This is a genomic window from Pantoea sp. X85 (genome assembly GCF_029623675.1).
GTDB classification, from domain to species: Bacteria; Pseudomonadota; Gammaproteobacteria; order Enterobacterales; family Enterobacteriaceae; genus Pantoea; species Pantoea leporis.
Genome location: NZ_CP121108.1, coordinates 1,149,866 through 1,164,468, shown reverse-complemented (window position 1 = coordinate 1,164,468; position 14,603 = coordinate 1,149,866). Strand labels below are relative to the sequence as shown.

Annotated in this window: 13 protein-coding genes and 1 tRNA gene; 10 read left to right on the top strand and 4 right to left on the bottom strand. The window is 47.1% G+C overall.

Annotated elements, in window-relative coordinates; genetic code table 11:
• Positions 1–3 precede the first annotated feature (3 nt).
• The 6 genes from tssF (at position 4) to P6287_RS05295 (ending at position 8,261) form a co-directional block, all read left to right on the top strand.
• Complete coding sequence (tssF, locus tag P6287_RS05320) at positions 4–1,785, top strand: type VI secretion system baseplate subunit TssF (protein WP_277974613.1); 1,782 nt, start codon at positions 4–6, stop codon at positions 1,783–1,785.
• Positions 1,782–2,801, top strand: coding sequence for a type VI secretion system baseplate subunit TssG (gene tssG / locus P6287_RS05315; RefSeq protein WP_277974612.1), 1,020 nt, complete (start codon positions 1,782–1,784; stop codon positions 2,799–2,801). Before tssF ends, tssG begins: the two co-directional genes overlap by 4 nt.
• Before the next feature lie 415 nt (positions 2,802–3,216).
• Positions 3,217–4,365 (top strand): DNA cytosine methyltransferase, encoded by a 1,149-nt coding sequence (locus tag P6287_RS05310; RefSeq protein WP_277974611.1) that lies wholly within the window; start codon positions 3,217–3,219, stop codon positions 4,363–4,365.
• Positions 4,366–4,375: 10 nt separating this feature from the next.
• Positions 4,376–6,292 (top strand): DUF262 domain-containing protein, encoded by a 1,917-nt coding sequence (locus P6287_RS05305; RefSeq protein WP_277974610.1) that lies wholly within the window; start codon positions 4,376–4,378, stop codon positions 6,290–6,292.
• On the top strand, positions 6,289–7,392 hold the full coding sequence (locus P6287_RS05300) for a DUF3696 domain-containing protein (protein ID WP_277974609.1): 1,104 nt from the start codon (positions 6,289–6,291) through the stop codon (positions 7,390–7,392). The genes P6287_RS05305 and P6287_RS05300 overlap by 4 nt, the downstream gene beginning before the upstream one ends.
• Before the next feature lie 2 nt (positions 7,393–7,394).
• Complete coding sequence (locus tag P6287_RS05295; RefSeq protein ID WP_277974608.1) at positions 7,395–8,261, top strand: hypothetical protein; 867 nt, start codon at positions 7,395–7,397, stop codon at positions 8,259–8,261.
• A gap of 318 nt (positions 8,262–8,579) precedes the next feature.
• Here P6287_RS05295 and P6287_RS05290 read toward each other — a convergent pair.
• A tRNA-Arg gene (locus tag P6287_RS05290) sits at positions 8,580–8,656 on the bottom strand.
• A 96-nt stretch (positions 8,657–8,752) separates the two neighbouring features.
• Positions 8,753–9,256 carry a DUF1198 family protein gene (locus P6287_RS05285; protein WP_192236681.1) on the bottom strand — a complete coding sequence of 168 codons (504 nt, stop codon included), beginning with the start codon at positions 9,254–9,256 and terminating at the stop codon, positions 8,753–8,755.
• Positions 9,257–9,430: 174 nt separating this feature from the next.
• Between P6287_RS05285 and folD the strand changes: the two genes are divergently transcribed.
• Together folD and ybcJ are read left to right on the top strand one after the other, a co-directional pair.
• Complete coding sequence (gene folD, locus P6287_RS05280) at positions 9,431–10,297, top strand: bifunctional methylenetetrahydrofolate dehydrogenase/methenyltetrahydrofolate cyclohydrolase FolD (protein ID WP_036648219.1); 867 nt, start codon at positions 9,431–9,433, stop codon at positions 10,295–10,297.
• Positions 10,297–10,509 (top strand): ribosome-associated protein YbcJ, encoded by a 213-nt coding sequence (ybcJ, locus tag P6287_RS05275; RefSeq protein ID WP_007890771.1) that lies wholly within the window; start codon positions 10,297–10,299, stop codon positions 10,507–10,509. The genes folD and ybcJ overlap by 1 nt, the downstream gene beginning before the upstream one ends.
• A 25-nt stretch (positions 10,510–10,534) precedes the next feature.
• Here ybcJ and P6287_RS05270 read toward each other — a convergent pair whose 3' ends face one another.
• Entirely contained in the window at positions 10,535–11,641 is a 1,107-nt protein-coding gene (locus P6287_RS05270) for an AAA family ATPase (RefSeq protein WP_277974907.1), read from the bottom strand.
• 33 nt (positions 11,642–11,674) lie between these two features.
• A complete protein-coding gene (gene cysS, locus P6287_RS05265; RefSeq protein WP_110865669.1) occupies positions 11,675–13,060 on the bottom strand; it encodes a cysteine--tRNA ligase in 1,386 nt (461 codons plus the stop codon).
• 218 nt (positions 13,061–13,278) lie between these two features.
• Between cysS and ppiB the strand changes: the two genes are divergently transcribed.
• Together ppiB and P6287_RS05255 are read left to right on the top strand one after the other, a co-directional pair.
• Positions 13,279–13,773, top strand: a complete 495-nt coding sequence (gene ppiB / locus P6287_RS05260; protein WP_008103818.1) for a peptidylprolyl isomerase B — start codon at positions 13,279–13,281, stop codon at positions 13,771–13,773.
• Positions 13,773–14,489 carry a UDP-2,3-diacylglucosamine diphosphatase gene (locus tag P6287_RS05255; RefSeq protein WP_277974607.1) on the top strand — a complete coding sequence of 239 codons (717 nt, stop codon included), beginning with the start codon at positions 13,773–13,775 and terminating at the stop codon, positions 14,487–14,489. Before ppiB ends, P6287_RS05255 begins: the two co-directional genes overlap by 1 nt.
• Positions 14,490–14,603: the final 114 nt, after the last annotated feature.

Sequence of the window (14,603 nt, the reverse complement as noted above, 5' to 3'; positions counted from 1 at the left end):
ACCATGAACGACCATGATTTTCTAAAATATTTCGACAGCGAAATGCGTTATCTGAAAGCTGCTGCCCAGGAGTTTGCGGAGCAGTATCCGGAGGCGGGACGGCGACTGGGCGTAGACGGCAAATCTCTGAAGATGGACGACTCGGTCGAGCAACTGTTTCAGGGCTTCTCGCTGATGATGGCGCAAATGCGTCGCAAGATTGATGATGATATTCCGGAGCTGACGGAGCCGCTGCTTGGGCATCTGCTGCCCGTGGTGAACCGCACGCTGCCATCAATGTCTGTGGTGGAACTTACGCCCGATAGCGTCGCTCAGGTACGTGATGCGGTGCTGCCGGAAGGTACAACGCTGCTGACTCGACCGATGGATATCACTGGCCTGCGCTGCCCGTATCGCACCACTGATGCGTTGAAATTACACCCTCTGGTATTAGGCAATGTCACAACCTCGTTTCACCCCGACGGACACCAGATAATTTCCCTGCGTTTTACACTCAGCCCTCAGGCCGATCCGAGCCAGGTCGATCTCAGTGATATCCCGCTCTACATCCACGGAGATCGTCCAGTGCAGTCGCTGCTATACCATGCGCTGACCTGTCATCTGCGCAACATCACTTTACGCCTGCCGCAGAGTGATTACCTCGAGCAGCCATTTAGTGGCGACATCCGTGCCCGCTGGCAACAAGAATGGCGTCCGGTCTGGCCGGAAAGCGACAGTCCTGCACTCTGTGGTGAAGTGCGCCCGCTACTGGAATATTTCAGTTTTCCGGCTCGCTACGCCTTCTTTACTCTATCGGGGCTCAACACGCTACCTTTCGACGAAAGCTGCCGCGAGGTGATGCTCGATATTCACCTTAGTCAGCCGCTTCCGCATGATATTTCCCTGCCGGCAGACGCGCTGCGCATTCACTGCGTGCCGGTGATTAACTTGTTTACGCTGAATGCAGAACCGCTGAAGGTAAAACCTGCGGTGCTCGATTATCGTCTGCGTCCCCACCGCCTGCGCGATCGGCACACTGAGATTTACAGTGTTGATGAAGTTGCCGCCAGCGAAACACTGGATAAGCGGCGTTATGTGCCGTATCGGCACTTCCGGCAAAAAGGGGGCATGTTGCAACGCAAAGAGTCCTGGCCGGAGCGATATTTCCATACGCGCATCTGGCGTGGTGTCAGCGGTCTTTATGAAACCCTGCTGATGTTGGGTGGCGATGCAAGCGAGACCGATCGGGCCGAGGATGATGCCACGCTGTTTATGAACATCACCAGCACCAATGGTAACTATCCGCGCATGGCGCTGGAGAAAGCCGTATTTGATGGAAGCGCGGTCACCGGCAACCTGACGTTGCAGTGCACAACGCGTCATCCACCTTCTATGCCTTATTACCCGCCAACCACACAGCTGTATCAGTGGCATGTGATGTCGCTGCTGCATCCGCGCGCGCTGAGCCAGATGATTAGCGATGCTGCAAGCCTCCGCGCCGTGCTGGCGCTGTTTGACTGGAGCAATGACGATAACAACCGCCGTCGCATCAGCGGTATTCGTCACGTCAGCTGGCGTCAGGACTATAACGCCTCGTATCACTGGCACGGCGTGCGTATTCGCGTGGCGCTCGATGAAACCCAGTTTAGCGGCACCGGCGATGCCCGCCTGTTCTGCGAGCTGCTGGAACAGTTTCTGACGCAGTACGCCAGTGTTGTGCGCTTTACCCAACTGACGGTGCTGCTGACTGCTTCGGGCACCGAATGGGCCTGGCCGGAGCGACGCATTGATAGGGTGCTGATGTGAGCGAAGAAAACAAAAAACCGTTCTGGCTGGACGATAACGGCAATGACCAGACCGCGCGGTATAACTTTTACCGCTTCTGCCAACTGCTGGAGCAAACGACCGGCAGCCGTCTTGGCACGAGCCGCACGCCAAAGAGTGATCCGGTACGATTTCGTCCCAATCCGCACCTGGGCTTTCCCGCCGGGGAGCTAAAACGCACGGAAATTGCCCCCGATAACCCGGATGCGATACCAACGGTCAGAACCAACTTCTTCGGTTTGTACGGTGTGGATTCGCCGCTGCCCACCAGCATCATTGATGACATCAACCAAGGCCGCGATGGTGCGGATGCGATGGCAGCGTTTCTGGATATCTTCAATCACCGACTGATGACGCAGTTTTACCGCATCTGGCGCAAGTACAGCTATCCGGCCACCTTTGAGCCAGGCGGTACCGATACGGTTTCGCAAAGCCTGATGGCGCTAACCGGCATTACCCACAGCGGTGACCAACCTTCGTCGCGCCTGCTGGCGATACTGAAACCGTTGCTGCACACCACGCACACAGCTGAAGGTATTGCAGCGGTGATCAACAGCCAGGCACCGAATACCAAAGTTGAGGTTTTCGCACATCATCCGGTGACGATGCCGGTGGCAAAACGCGCCCGCCTCTCACTGAACGGCGGCATGACGCTCGATCAGAATCTGATCCTGGATGATGAAACCCGCGTGCCCTGTTACTGCTCACGGGTTGAGCTTTCAACAGACGATCCTGATGAGGCAAAGGGCTGGATGCCTGACGGACAGCTCAGGCAGGATGTGATGGCGCTACTGCGCACGTATCTGGGCTGTGACTATGATTTGCGGTTTTGGCTGACGATTCCAACCCAATTGCTGCCAATGCCGCGGCTAGGCGATGCCGGGTTGTTTAATGGATACAACATGATGCTGGGGTTGAGGAAGGATAATCGGAGTGCGATGCCGGAAACGGTGCGCATTAAAGTGGGAAAGCTGCGAGAAAAAAATGTTAAGTCATAAAAATATCGTGAGTGAATAAACGGAAGAAATAAACTCAACAATTAACTTCTCAACTTTAATAAGCACCGAGTCGCTTAAGTTATCTCTAGGTGTACTTATTCCAAGATTAATAAAAGCAGCATTACCCTTTATTAAAGGGTAGGCAGGTATTCATTATACTGAGAAGGTCACTATCATTATATTTCCCACAGCATAATAATCTTTTATTAAAAAACTTATAATTAAGCATGATAATTTCATGTACTTTTATCTTAGTTGATAGGTTTAAGATAGCCATTATGGCTTTATAAAAATCAATTAACTCGCTAATTTAATTGACAATTCCATTTAATTAAAAAACAAAAACCTGTAGATAAAAACAGTATTTCATGTTAAAATTTAAGGAGGTTAATACTGGGAAATAGGGTGTAATAAATTGGCTAGATCTGTTTTATCATTTTTCACAGGTGCAGGACTCTTGGATATAGGGTTTCGCTCTGCCAATTTTGATGTTGTATGGCATAATGAGATAAATCCTGATTTCATCAAAGCATTTATGTATGGCCACGAAAAGTTGTATGGTTTAGAAAAAAAAGAACTAAACCTTTTTGAAGGCTCAATTGAGTCGGTAAGAAAAAGCGTCATTTCTGAAAAAATTGGAACTGGAATTATTCAGAGTAGTGAATTTGGAATTATAGGTGGGCCGCCATGTCCAGACTTTTCAAATGCAGGAAGAAACTTAGGTCAAGCTGGTGAAAATGGTAAACTTACAGGGATTTTCGTTGATCTAATAAATGATTTCTTACCTAAATTTTTTACTCTTGAAAATGTAAAAGGGCTTATTCAAAAAAGCAATCATCGTAATTACCTTGCTGAATTACTATATAAGCTATCTAAGGAATATTGCTTTGATGTCAGAGTATTAAATTCTTTAGAGTTTGGTATCCCGCAGGACAGGGAGAGATTATTTGTTGTCGGATTCAGGAAATCTCATATTTTTGACACATTAGGTTATGCCAGCTTGATTGAAATTGAGAAATCGAATCTACACTTAATTAATGAATTAAAGAAGAAAAAAATAAAAAACTTAAATTCTTTTAATTGGTTTGATTGGCCTAATAATCCTTCTTTTCAACATGCAAGAGAGAAATTCTCGTGGCCTCAAACGGGGCCATATGGTGATGATCCTATGATGCCGATTACAATTCCTTCAGACTTATTTGTCGAAACAAAGGTATTTAATGCGTCAATTGAAAATCTTGCTAATCAACAAGATGTGTTCAAAGCATATAGTGACAAATTTATGACAATTGAAGAAGGTGATATTTCAGGAAAAAGCTTTAAGCGCCTTCATCGTTGGAGATTCAGCCCTACAGCTGCTTATGGGAATAATGAAGTACATTTGCACCCTTACAAGCCGAGGAGACTCTCAGTGCGTGAAGTTATGAGAATTCAATCTGTCCCAGATGAATTTGAGCTTCCTGAAAATATGTCACTCTCAAGTAAATTCAAAACTATTAGTAATGGAGTGCCAGTTAAACTTGCAACAGAAATAGCATTAAGTATTTCAAGATTTTTAGATTAAGGAAAAAATTATGAACTTTCAAAGTTTACTAAATGATCTAAAAAACCTCATAGGCATGCCTCTACGCCCAATAAACTCTAACGCTGATTCAATTACTTTATTAGATATTGATTTGGAAACCGGAAGATACTTCGTAAAACCGAATACTGGAAAAAGAGTCTCCAGAAATATAGATGAATTTGAGATAATTTTAAAAGATCTTTCAGAATTTGGATATACTAATGTAGAGGCCTCATTGGGCGGTAGTGGAAGTAGCAGGCATCATCCCGAGACAATATTATCAAACCTGCCTTATATTGAACACTTTAAATATAAAAACAAAAAACATATATTGCTAGCTAACAGCAACACTCATGATTATGCAACACTAAAAGAAGTTACTGGGAATGAACTCAGGAAAACAAGGATAGCCTTGAGCTCACGCGAGAAACTGAGCTTGTATGACATACATATTAAATTAAATTCCATCAACACAATTATTGATGGTGCTTTACAAGAAATTAGCATGAAATATCCTGGAGAATTAAAACAGGATAGCATATCAGAATGCAAGGATATGATTTCTTCACTCAATGAGGATTTTTCTCAAATATTTTATAAATCTCATGCAAATTATAAAAAGGTTTTTCCAATTGCAATTTCTCCTAAAGTGGACATTGATAACCTCACCTCTTCATTAGTTGACGATGAAGATATAGAAAGTGATATTGATGACTCCTCAGAAAATAACGTTAACTTTGACAGGAAAAACCTCAAAATAAGACAAATAGGGATGAGCTTTAGTCTTATTTATGATCGAATACAGCATAAAGAAATAGAATTACAACCTGATTTTCAAAGAAAAGAACGGGTATGGAGCTCAAAAGAAAAAAGCTTACTAATTGAGTCGATCCTTTTAGGCTTGCCTATTCCTATGTTTTATTTCGCGGAAAGAGAAGATGGCTCTTGGTTAATTGTAGACGGACTTCAGCGAACGACTACAATATTTGATTATATGCGTGGAGGATTTTCATTAACCGATTTGAAATACTTCAATACACCCGAAGAATCAGTTTTTAAAAAGAAATTTCAAGATTTACCAAGACAGTATCAACGGAAAATCAGAGAGTATCAAATTAATGGTCATTTGATATCTGTTGAAAAAAATGATTTTGAGATGGTCCGAGAGTTGTTTCAAAGAATAAATACCTATGGGAAAGCGCTAAGCGCTCAAGAAATACGTTGCGCTCTTAACCCTGGCTCTTCAATTCCTTTCATTCGATACTTAGCTGAGACAGAAGATTTCATAGAAGCAACTTTAGAAAAAATAAATGCAAAACGCATGAAAGATATGGAGTTTGTTTTAGGAATAGTTTCACATATCTTATTTGGATATAATGAGTATTCTTATAATAGAGAAGATGATTTCTTAGTCAATACCATGCGACATCTTAATAAATTTTCTTTCAAACTAGACGGTAATTTTTCCGACGGTGATATTAGTTATCTTCCCGCTTGGAAAGATAATGAGTGCGATTTGATATTTTTTAGAATCCATCAAAAATTTAAAAAAGGATTAAGAGCTTCAGTTGAAATATTTGGAGATGGAAGATTCAAAAAAACAAAATCGGATAGTATAAACAAACAACTTGTCATCATGCTTGTTTCTATTTTCGCCTTATTAGATGATGAAGTGATTGAGGAGTTAATTAATAAAAAAGATGAATTTATAGTTCAGTTTTATAAGCTTTTAAATGGTGACATCCAGGCTTTTATTCCGTGGATCTCAGACACCTACAATAATCAATCTGAGAAGAATTTCGACTATTCGATTAGCCAATCCACAGGTAAGCGAGCTACAATAATGTATCGGTTTAGCAACTTCGTTGAGTTAGTTCGCTCGTTCACTGGAAGAGATTTTATAATAAAAGGAATTAATGAAAAATGAAAATTGATAGAATTAAACTGGAAAACTTTAAGTGTTTTTTGGATTCCGAGCTCAACCTTAATAAGTTGACATTTTTAGTAGGGTTAAACAGTGTAGGTAAAAGCAGCGTATTACAATCTATTCTTTTACCTCTACAGTCTGTGCATAAAAAAAATATTGAGCTTAACGGAAGCCTAGTTGGTGTTGGCGATTATAACGATGTTCTCAACATCCATGCTCCAGATGATAGTATAAGAATAACAATAGATATTGATAATGAAACATATACTTGGGGTTATAAAAAAGGACATATAAGCAATGGCTTGCAAGAGGCTGAACTACCCTTGCTTACTGGAAAAAGTCACAAAATCCATTCTATTAAAAACAACTTTCAATATATTTCCGCAGAAAGATGGGGGCCCAGAGACAATGTACCGGTAATGAAAAAGTATCGGCATGGGTGGCTGGGAAAAAATGGGGAAAATGTCATAGATTATTTATTCTCTCTGGCAAATGAGAATTCAAATAGTAAAGATTTTAGCCTGAAAATTAACGATCCTCGCATTCATTCAGAAGCAAAGAGCTTAACAATTCTTTCCTCGATAGAAGCTTGGTTGGGTGAGATTTCACCGGGTGTGAATTTCGATGTTAATGTATATAGAGAAGCTAACATTGGATGGAGCTTATTTGGATATGAAGGAGATTCAAAGAAATTTCGAGCCAGTAACATTGGATTTGGTATAAGTTACTCATTAAGCATCATATCGGCAATTATTGGCGCAAAAAAAGGAGATATTTTAATAATTGAAAATCCAGAAGCTCATATACACCCTAGGGGCCAAAGCCAGCTTGGAAGGTTATTAGCTTTAGCTTCGCACGCAGGTATTCAGGTTTTAGTTGAAACTCACAGTGAACATATAATCAACGGTGCAAGAGTTGCCATTAGGATAAATAAAGTTAATCATGAAGATGTTATTATATTTTACTTTGATAAGAGTAAGAACTCATCTTCCCCGCAGATAACTGAGATAAAACCAGACCAAAGAGCAACACTGAGCAAGTGGCCTGAAGGTTTTTTTGATCAAACTGTAATTGACATGGAAAAAATAATTAAGGGGTGATTATGCAATGTTGTAACCTTTTATCTTTACAATTTCATTATGCCAATGCTGAAATTTATGATCTTGATAAAATATCTGAAATTGAAAAAATTATCGAATATTGCATTGGCAAGGATTTCATGGAGTTAAAATCAACCGAAGATTGGTATCAGTTTGAAGATACTAATATGTTTGATTACATATCAGAAAATATCAAAGATAACGGTCTGCGAGGTATTATTTATACCAAACTTTGTAACATTTACTCTAAGTATGTTGATGAAAACTTTTATAATGAGAATGCAATTACTTATGCCACCCAGAAAAGTGATGAAGAAAAATATTATGCTTTGCCTTCATACTTCACTTTTAAACCCCAATATTCGAATTGCAATAAGATTTATAGCACTGATGATTATCAGTCTCTCCATGAAAGTTACTTGTCGAGCCACCCTACATCAAATGAAAACTATGCTGAAAGATGTTCATATATTTTTGAAAAGATAAAGTTTGACTCTAATTTTGTGAAAACACTCTCTACACTTGGCTCAGGAAAAGGGATTGTAGATTTTTCAGAGCCAGTTACTCAAGCTATAAGTACTTTAAATAGATTAGACCCTAATACGAGAAATATTCAAGAAGTTATAAACTGGATAAAATCTGAATGCGGATACGACTGTAGTCCACAAGGAAGTGACAAAGGTCATCTTAAATGCAAAATAGAACTTGATGACGGATCAAATAAAGAAATAAACTGCGAGTTTCATATTAAGATAAGCAATAGCAACCTTGTTAACCATGTTAATTATTACACTAGGATTTATTTCGGGCTATTACCCTTAGGACAAAAATGTTATAGCTACATTTTCCATTGCGGAAAACACTTATAAATTAAGTCAGATAAATGGATGCTTAGTTTTTCAGAAAAAATCATATTTCTTCTTAAATTACACTAAATATTATCCATGCTGATTCTAGCTATTAAGAGTTGACGATTATTAGCAGTAAAGTTGTCTGTATTTCCCCACACTTAGCAGGATATATTTTAATTTTTTAATGTCGCCTTGAATTTAAAAACAAAAAAGGAAGTTAAAATATTGTGAACATCACACTTGTGGATCGAAAATTTTTATTTAAAGAAAATCGTTACAAAAATGCTCCTTTGGGCACAAAAAAGACGTCATTCGACGTCTCTTTCTTTGAATTTTTGGTACGCCCTACAGGATTCGAACCTGTGACCTACGGCTTAGAAGGCCGGTGCTCTATCCAGCTGAGCTAAGGGCGCATAGTGATTGGGTCGGATTATACGTCCAGCGGCTCGCGCGTCAACGTTTTTGCCCTTCCAGAGCAGCGAAGTGCTGGCAGATTAACCAAAACCCCCTTAATGCCGCTTACGCCACTCGCTCATCGACACCAGATTCCCGCCCTGCTCCGTTTCGCCTTCCAGCTCAATCCCTTGCTGCGTGAAGTGCGCATTGTACTGGTCGCGCAGCGCATGCAGTTCCTGGCTGTCCGGTTCCAGCTGACGCAAGAACCCCAACGCCAGCAACAGCTGTTGCCGTGAAATCAACGCAGAAAACCCCGCCCGGCTCAAAATCCCATGCCAGCGCTGCCTATTTTCGTCGCTGCCATCGACAATCAGCACCTGCCAAATCAGCAGCACCGCCGCGCCATTATGCAGATGCGTGTCGTTATCGCCCGCGATGTAGTCGGTAAACTCTTTTGCCGCCTCTTTGCCCATCAGCGACAACATCGATTCGATATGCACCGGCGGCAGTTGCAACCGTTTATTGAGCGCCTGCACCGCATGGCGCGAGCTGGCCGTCAGCAGCTGAAAACCTACCACGAACACCACCGCCAGCGTGGCGAGAATTAACCAAATCATCACGTCATCCATCTCATTCACTGCCGGGCATCATAAGCGCTAACGCGGGCGGGCGCCACGGCGAAAATCGGGAAAGCGGCGTTGATGGCGAATCTCTACCTGACAGCCGCACGCGCTTCTGACAGAATAGGCGCCATCCCCGATTTAACCCTCTACAGATGGATTTCCTCTCTGATGGCAGCAAAAATTATTGACGGTAAAACGATTGCGCAGCAGGTGCGCCTTGAGGTTGCCGAAAAAGTACAGCAGCGTTTGGCGGCCGGTAAACGTGCGCCCGGTTTGGCAGTTGTGCTGGTGGGTGAAAACCCAGCTTCGCAGATCTATGTAGCCAGCAAACGTCGTGCTTGTGATGAAGTGGGCTTCATCTCCCGCTCCTACGATCTGCCCGCCACCACCAGCGAAGCCGAGCTGCTGGAGCTGATTGATACGCTCAACAACGACAACGACATCGACGGCATTCTGGTGCAGCTGCCGCTGCCAGCCGGCATCGATAACGTCAAAGTGCTGGAGCGCATCGTGCCGGACAAAGATGTGGATGGCTTCCATCCGTACAACGTCGGTCGTCTGTGCCAGCGCGCGCCGAAGCTGCGCCCGTGTACGCCGCGCGGCATCGTCACCTTGCTGGAGCGCTACAATATCGATACTTACGGCCTGAACGCCGTAGTGGTTGGCGCATCGAATATCGTTGGCCGTCCGATGAGCATGGAGCTGCTGCTCGCCGGTTGTACCACCACCGTCACGCACCGTTTCACCAAAGATCTGCGTCATCACGTTGAGCACGCCGATCTGCTGGTGGTGGCGGTCGGCAAGCCGGGCTTTATTCCGGGCGACTGGATCAAGCCGGGCGCGGTGGTGATTGATGTGGGTATCAACCGTCTCGACAGCGGTAAAGTGGTGGGTGATGTGGAGTTCGAAGCGGCTGCTGAGCGCGCCTCGTACATCACGCCCGTTCCAGGCGGCGTCGGTCCAATGACGGTCGCGACACTGATCCAAAACACGCTAACGGCGTGTGAAGAATTTCACGACATTGAGGAGGCATAATGGCCAGTTTTTCTCTCGGTAAACATGCCCACGTTGATTTGTGCGACCTGCTGAAACTCGAAGGTTGGGTGCAAAGCGGTGCGCAGGCGAAAGCGGTGATTGCGGAAGGCGAAGTGCGCGTTGATGGCGCAGTCGAAACGCGTAAGCGCTGCAAGATTGTTGAAGGCCAAAAGGTCGAGTTTGCGGGCTTTAAGATTACGGTTGTTGCCTGACCTTTAGGCGTCCCAATCGGGACGCCTAAATCCGCTCTTCCCCCACCACCCGAGTTTCCCCTTCAATTTGCTCCAGCGCGATATGATTCACCGCCGTATGCTGCGCAATCAGCGTCGCCAGTTTCGGTGAATGGCTGGTGATCCACAGTTGGCTAAACTGGCTGGCTTCGGCGATCAGTCGCGCTAATGCAGGCAACAAATCTTCATGCAAACTGTTTTCCGGTTCATTCAGCGCCATAAACGCCGGCGGACGCGGGCTGAGCAGCGCCACCACTAAGCAGAGAAAGCGCAGCGTGCCATCCGAGAACTCGGCGCTCTCCAGCGGACGCAAAATCCCCCGGCGTGACATCAGCATCTGAAAACGCCCGTTCTGCACATCAACGTGAAATTCCGTGTCCGGGAAGGCTTCGGCCATCACCTCAAGCAGTAATTCGGAATGACCGCGTTCAACAATCGTGGCCCAGGCTGCGGCCAAATTGCTGCCATCGTGGCTCAGTACCGGCGCGCGCACGCCAATCTGCGGCGCACGAATTGGCGAACCGGGCCACACCGCAAACTCATGATAGAAACGCCACTGGCGTAACCTTTCACGTACCTGCGAAAGCTCGGGATAAAGATGCGGCTCGCCAAGCTGCCCAAACAGCGACTCTTCCGGATGCAGCACCGCAGGATATGCAACGCGTTCGCCATCAACGTTGTGCAGGAAAGCGGTTTGATTTTGCCGCTGCAGGATGCAGGAGGAAGGACGCCGACGCTGGCCGCTCATCCATATACGCTCCTCTTTCACCAGCGGATCGAGGTTAAACATGCTGGTGGCTAACGGCTCAGGAAAACCGATATCAAGCTGATAATCCATATCATCCATCACCACCGCGAGCGCCAGACGTTTAGGATCGTGGCGACGATCGCCGCGCCGCAATCCGCCCGCCCACATCGCTTTCTGGATGCCGCCCTCTTCCGCCAGCGCCAGCGCTAAACGTCCGCTCGCCGCTTCGTGCAGCAATCGCACCGCTTTATACAGGTTGGATTTACCGCAGCCGTTCGGGCCGCTCACCACGTTGAGCTGTTGTAGCGGTAGCGTCAGGTCGCGCACAGAGCGGAAGCCGTGAATATGAATCTGTTCAATCGCCATCAATAAAAAAGGGCGATTTCTCGCCCTCTCCGGTTATTTGCGTCGCCAGCTGGAACCTTGCGGCCCATCCTCAACGATCACGCCCAACTCATTGAGCTTATCGCGCGCCACATCCGCCTGCGCCCAATCTTTGGCTGCACGCGCGTCGGAACGGGCTTTTACCCAATGCTCGATTTCCGCCACTTCATCGTCATTCACCTGCGCACCGCTTTGCAGGAACTGCTCGGGATCCTGCTGCAGAATGCCGAGCACGTTAGCGATCTGACGCAGTTTCGCTGCCAGCGCATCAGCGGAGGCTTTGTCTTCGGTCTTCAGGCGATTCACTTCACGCGCCATATCAAACAACACCGAATAGGCTTCCGGCGTGTTGAAGTCGTCATCCATCGCGGTACGGAATCGCGCTTCAAACTCTTCGCCCCCCGCCGCCGTGGCATTGGCATCGGTATGACGCAGCGCGGTGTACAAGCGCTCGAGCGCCGCACGCGCCTGGTTGAGGTTGTCTTCGCCGTAGTTGAGCTGGCTGCGATAGTGTCCCGACATCAGGAAGTAACGCACGGTTTCGGCATCGTAGTGCTGCAACACATCGCGCACGGTGAAGAAGTTATCCAGCGATTTTGACATCTTCTCGCGATCAACCATCACCATGCCGGAGTGCATCCAGTAATTTACATACGGGCCATCGTGCGCACAGGTGGATTGCGCCACTTCGTTTTCATGGTGCGGGAACATCAGGTCCGAACCGCCGCCGTGAATGTCGAAATGGGTGCCGAGCTGTTTGCAGTTCATCGCCGAACACTCGATGTGCCAGCCTGGACGGCCGTTGCCCCACGGCGAGTTCCACGCCGGTTCGTCGGCTTTGGACATCTTCCACAGCACGAAGTCCATCGGATTGCGCTTCACATCCGCCACTTCAACACGCGCACCGGCCTGCAGCTGCTCCAGATCCTGACGCGACAGCACACCGTAATCTTTGTCGCTCATCACGTCGAACATCACGTCGCCGTTGTCCGCCACGTACGCGTGCTTACGTTCAATCAGCCTGCCGACCAGCTCGATAATCTCGTCGATGTGGCGGGTGGCGCGCGGCTCCAGATCCGGCGGCAGAATGCCGAGCGCGGCGAAATCGTTATGCATCTCGGCGATCATGCGGTTGGTCAGCGTTTCAATGCTTTCCCCGTTTTGATTGGCACGTTTGATGATTTTGTCATCGATGTCGGTGATGTTACGCACATACTTCAGCTGATAGCCCACGTAACGCAGATAACGCGCCACCACGTCGAATGCCACAAATGTACGCCCATGGCCGATATGACAGAGGTCGTAAACCGTGATACCACACACGTACATACCGATTTCACCGGCGTGGATAGGTTTAAATTCCTCTTTCTGTCGACTCAGGGTGTTATAGATCTTCAACATTGAATGGTTCCGTTATTGACGTTTGCGGGATACGCCCTTGCAGCGTAGCCGGTAATTGTGCCGTATTTTTCTGACTTGTGCATCGCTCGGTTGCCAACTGCCGTCCGGTTACTGACGCGTTATTGGAAATTGTGATATAAGAAGCGTCTACAAAAATGCCCCGCCGCCTTACAGGCGTGGCAGTTGATACTGACGACAACCTTGACAGGAAGAAAATAATGGTCACTTTCCAGACGAACCATGGCGATATCGTAATCAAAACTTTCGATGACAAAGCGCCGGCTACCGTGAAGAACTTCCTGGAATACTGCGCGGAAGGTTTTTACGATAACACTATCTTCCATCGCGTAATCAACGGTTTCATGATTCAGGGCGGCGGTTTTGAGCCTGGCATGAAGCAGAAAGATACCAAAGCAGACATCCGCAACGAAGCGAACAACGGCCTGAAAAACACCAAAGGCACCCTGGCGATGGCGCGTACTCAGGCGCCACACTCTGCAACGGCCCAGTTCTTCATCAACGTGGCAGACAACGACTTCCTGAACTTCCGTGACGAAAGCCTGCAAGGCTGGGGTTACTGCGTGTTTGCTGAAGTGGTTGAAGGCATGGACGTGGTTGAGAAAATCAAAGCGGTGAAAACCGGCCGCAGCGGCATGCATCAGGACGTTCCGGTTGAAGATGTTGTCATCCAGAAAGTGACTGTTAGCGAGTAATGTCGCGCACGCTGTTTATCGCAGATCTGCATCTGTGTCATGAAGAACCGGCAATTACTGCCGGTTTTCTGCATTTTTTGCAGGGTGAAGCGCGCGCCTGCGATGCGCTTTATATCCTCGGCGATCTGTTTGAAGCCTGGATCGGCGACGACGATCCTAACCCGCTGCATCAGCAGATCGCTGCGGCGCTCAAGGCGCTGCCGGTGCCGAAGTTCTTTATTCACGGCAATCGCGACTTCCTGCTCGGCCAGCATTTTGCGCGTGCCAGCGGCATGACGCTGCTGCCGGAAGAGAAGGTGCTCGATCGCTACGGACATCGTGTGTTGATCATGCACGGCGATACCTTGTGCACCGACGATGAAGGCTATCAGCGCTTCCGCGCCAAAGTGCATCAGCGCTGGTTGCAGCGTCTGTTCCTCACGTTGCCGCTGCGTCTGCGCATGCGCATTGCCGCGCGCATGCGCAATGGCAGCAAGCAGGCGAATCAGCATAAATCGGTCAGCATCATGGACGTCAATCAGTCCGCGGTGGAAGCCGCGATGACGCGTCAAGAGGTGCCGATTCTGATTCACGGCCACACGCATCGTCCCGCCATTCACGCCTTCCCGCTGCACGGCAAAAACGCCGAGCGCGCGGTGCTGGGTGCCTGGCATGAGAACGGATCGATGATTCAGCTTGATGCCAGCGGCGTCAGCCTGATCGAATTCCCCTTCTGAAATCCGGGCATCAATGCCCGTTTTCCGCCTACGCAACCGTTTTCCTTGCTGCCATCTCATGCTATTCTCTGTGCCCTTCTTCGCCTGCCCGCCCGGCCAGGTTCGTTTGCATAT

Coding starts and splice junctions, on each gene's coding strand:
- tssF (WP_277974613.1), top strand. CDS start 4: ATGAACGACCATGATTTTCTAAAATATTTCGACAGCGAAATGCGTTAT.
- P6287_RS05305 (WP_277974610.1), top strand. CDS start 4,376: ATGAACTTTCAAAGTTTACTAAATGATCTAAAAAACCTCATAGGCATG.
- P6287_RS05300 (WP_277974609.1), top strand. CDS start 6,289: ATGAAAATTGATAGAATTAAACTGGAAAACTTTAAGTGTTTTTTGGAT.
- P6287_RS05295 (WP_277974608.1), top strand. CDS start 7,395: ATGCAATGTTGTAACCTTTTATCTTTACAATTTCATTATGCCAATGCT.
- P6287_RS05285 (WP_192236681.1), bottom strand. CDS start 9,256: ATGATTTGGTTAATTCTCGCCACGCTGGCGGTGGTGTTCGTGGTAGGT.
- folD (WP_036648219.1), top strand. CDS start 9,431: ATGGCAGCAAAAATTATTGACGGTAAAACGATTGCGCAGCAGGTGCGC.
- ybcJ (WP_007890771.1), top strand. CDS start 10,297: ATGGCCAGTTTTTCTCTCGGTAAACATGCCCACGTTGATTTGTGCGAC.
- P6287_RS05270 (WP_277974907.1), bottom strand. CDS start 11,641: ATGGCGATTGAACAGATTCATATTCACGGCTTCCGCTCTGTGCGCGAC.
- cysS (WP_110865669.1), bottom strand. CDS start 13,060: ATGTTGAAGATCTATAACACCCTGAGTCGACAGAAAGAGGAATTTAAA.
- ppiB (WP_008103818.1), top strand. CDS start 13,279: ATGGTCACTTTCCAGACGAACCATGGCGATATCGTAATCAAAACTTTC.
- P6287_RS05255 (WP_277974607.1), top strand. CDS start 13,773: ATGTCGCGCACGCTGTTTATCGCAGATCTGCATCTGTGTCATGAAGAA.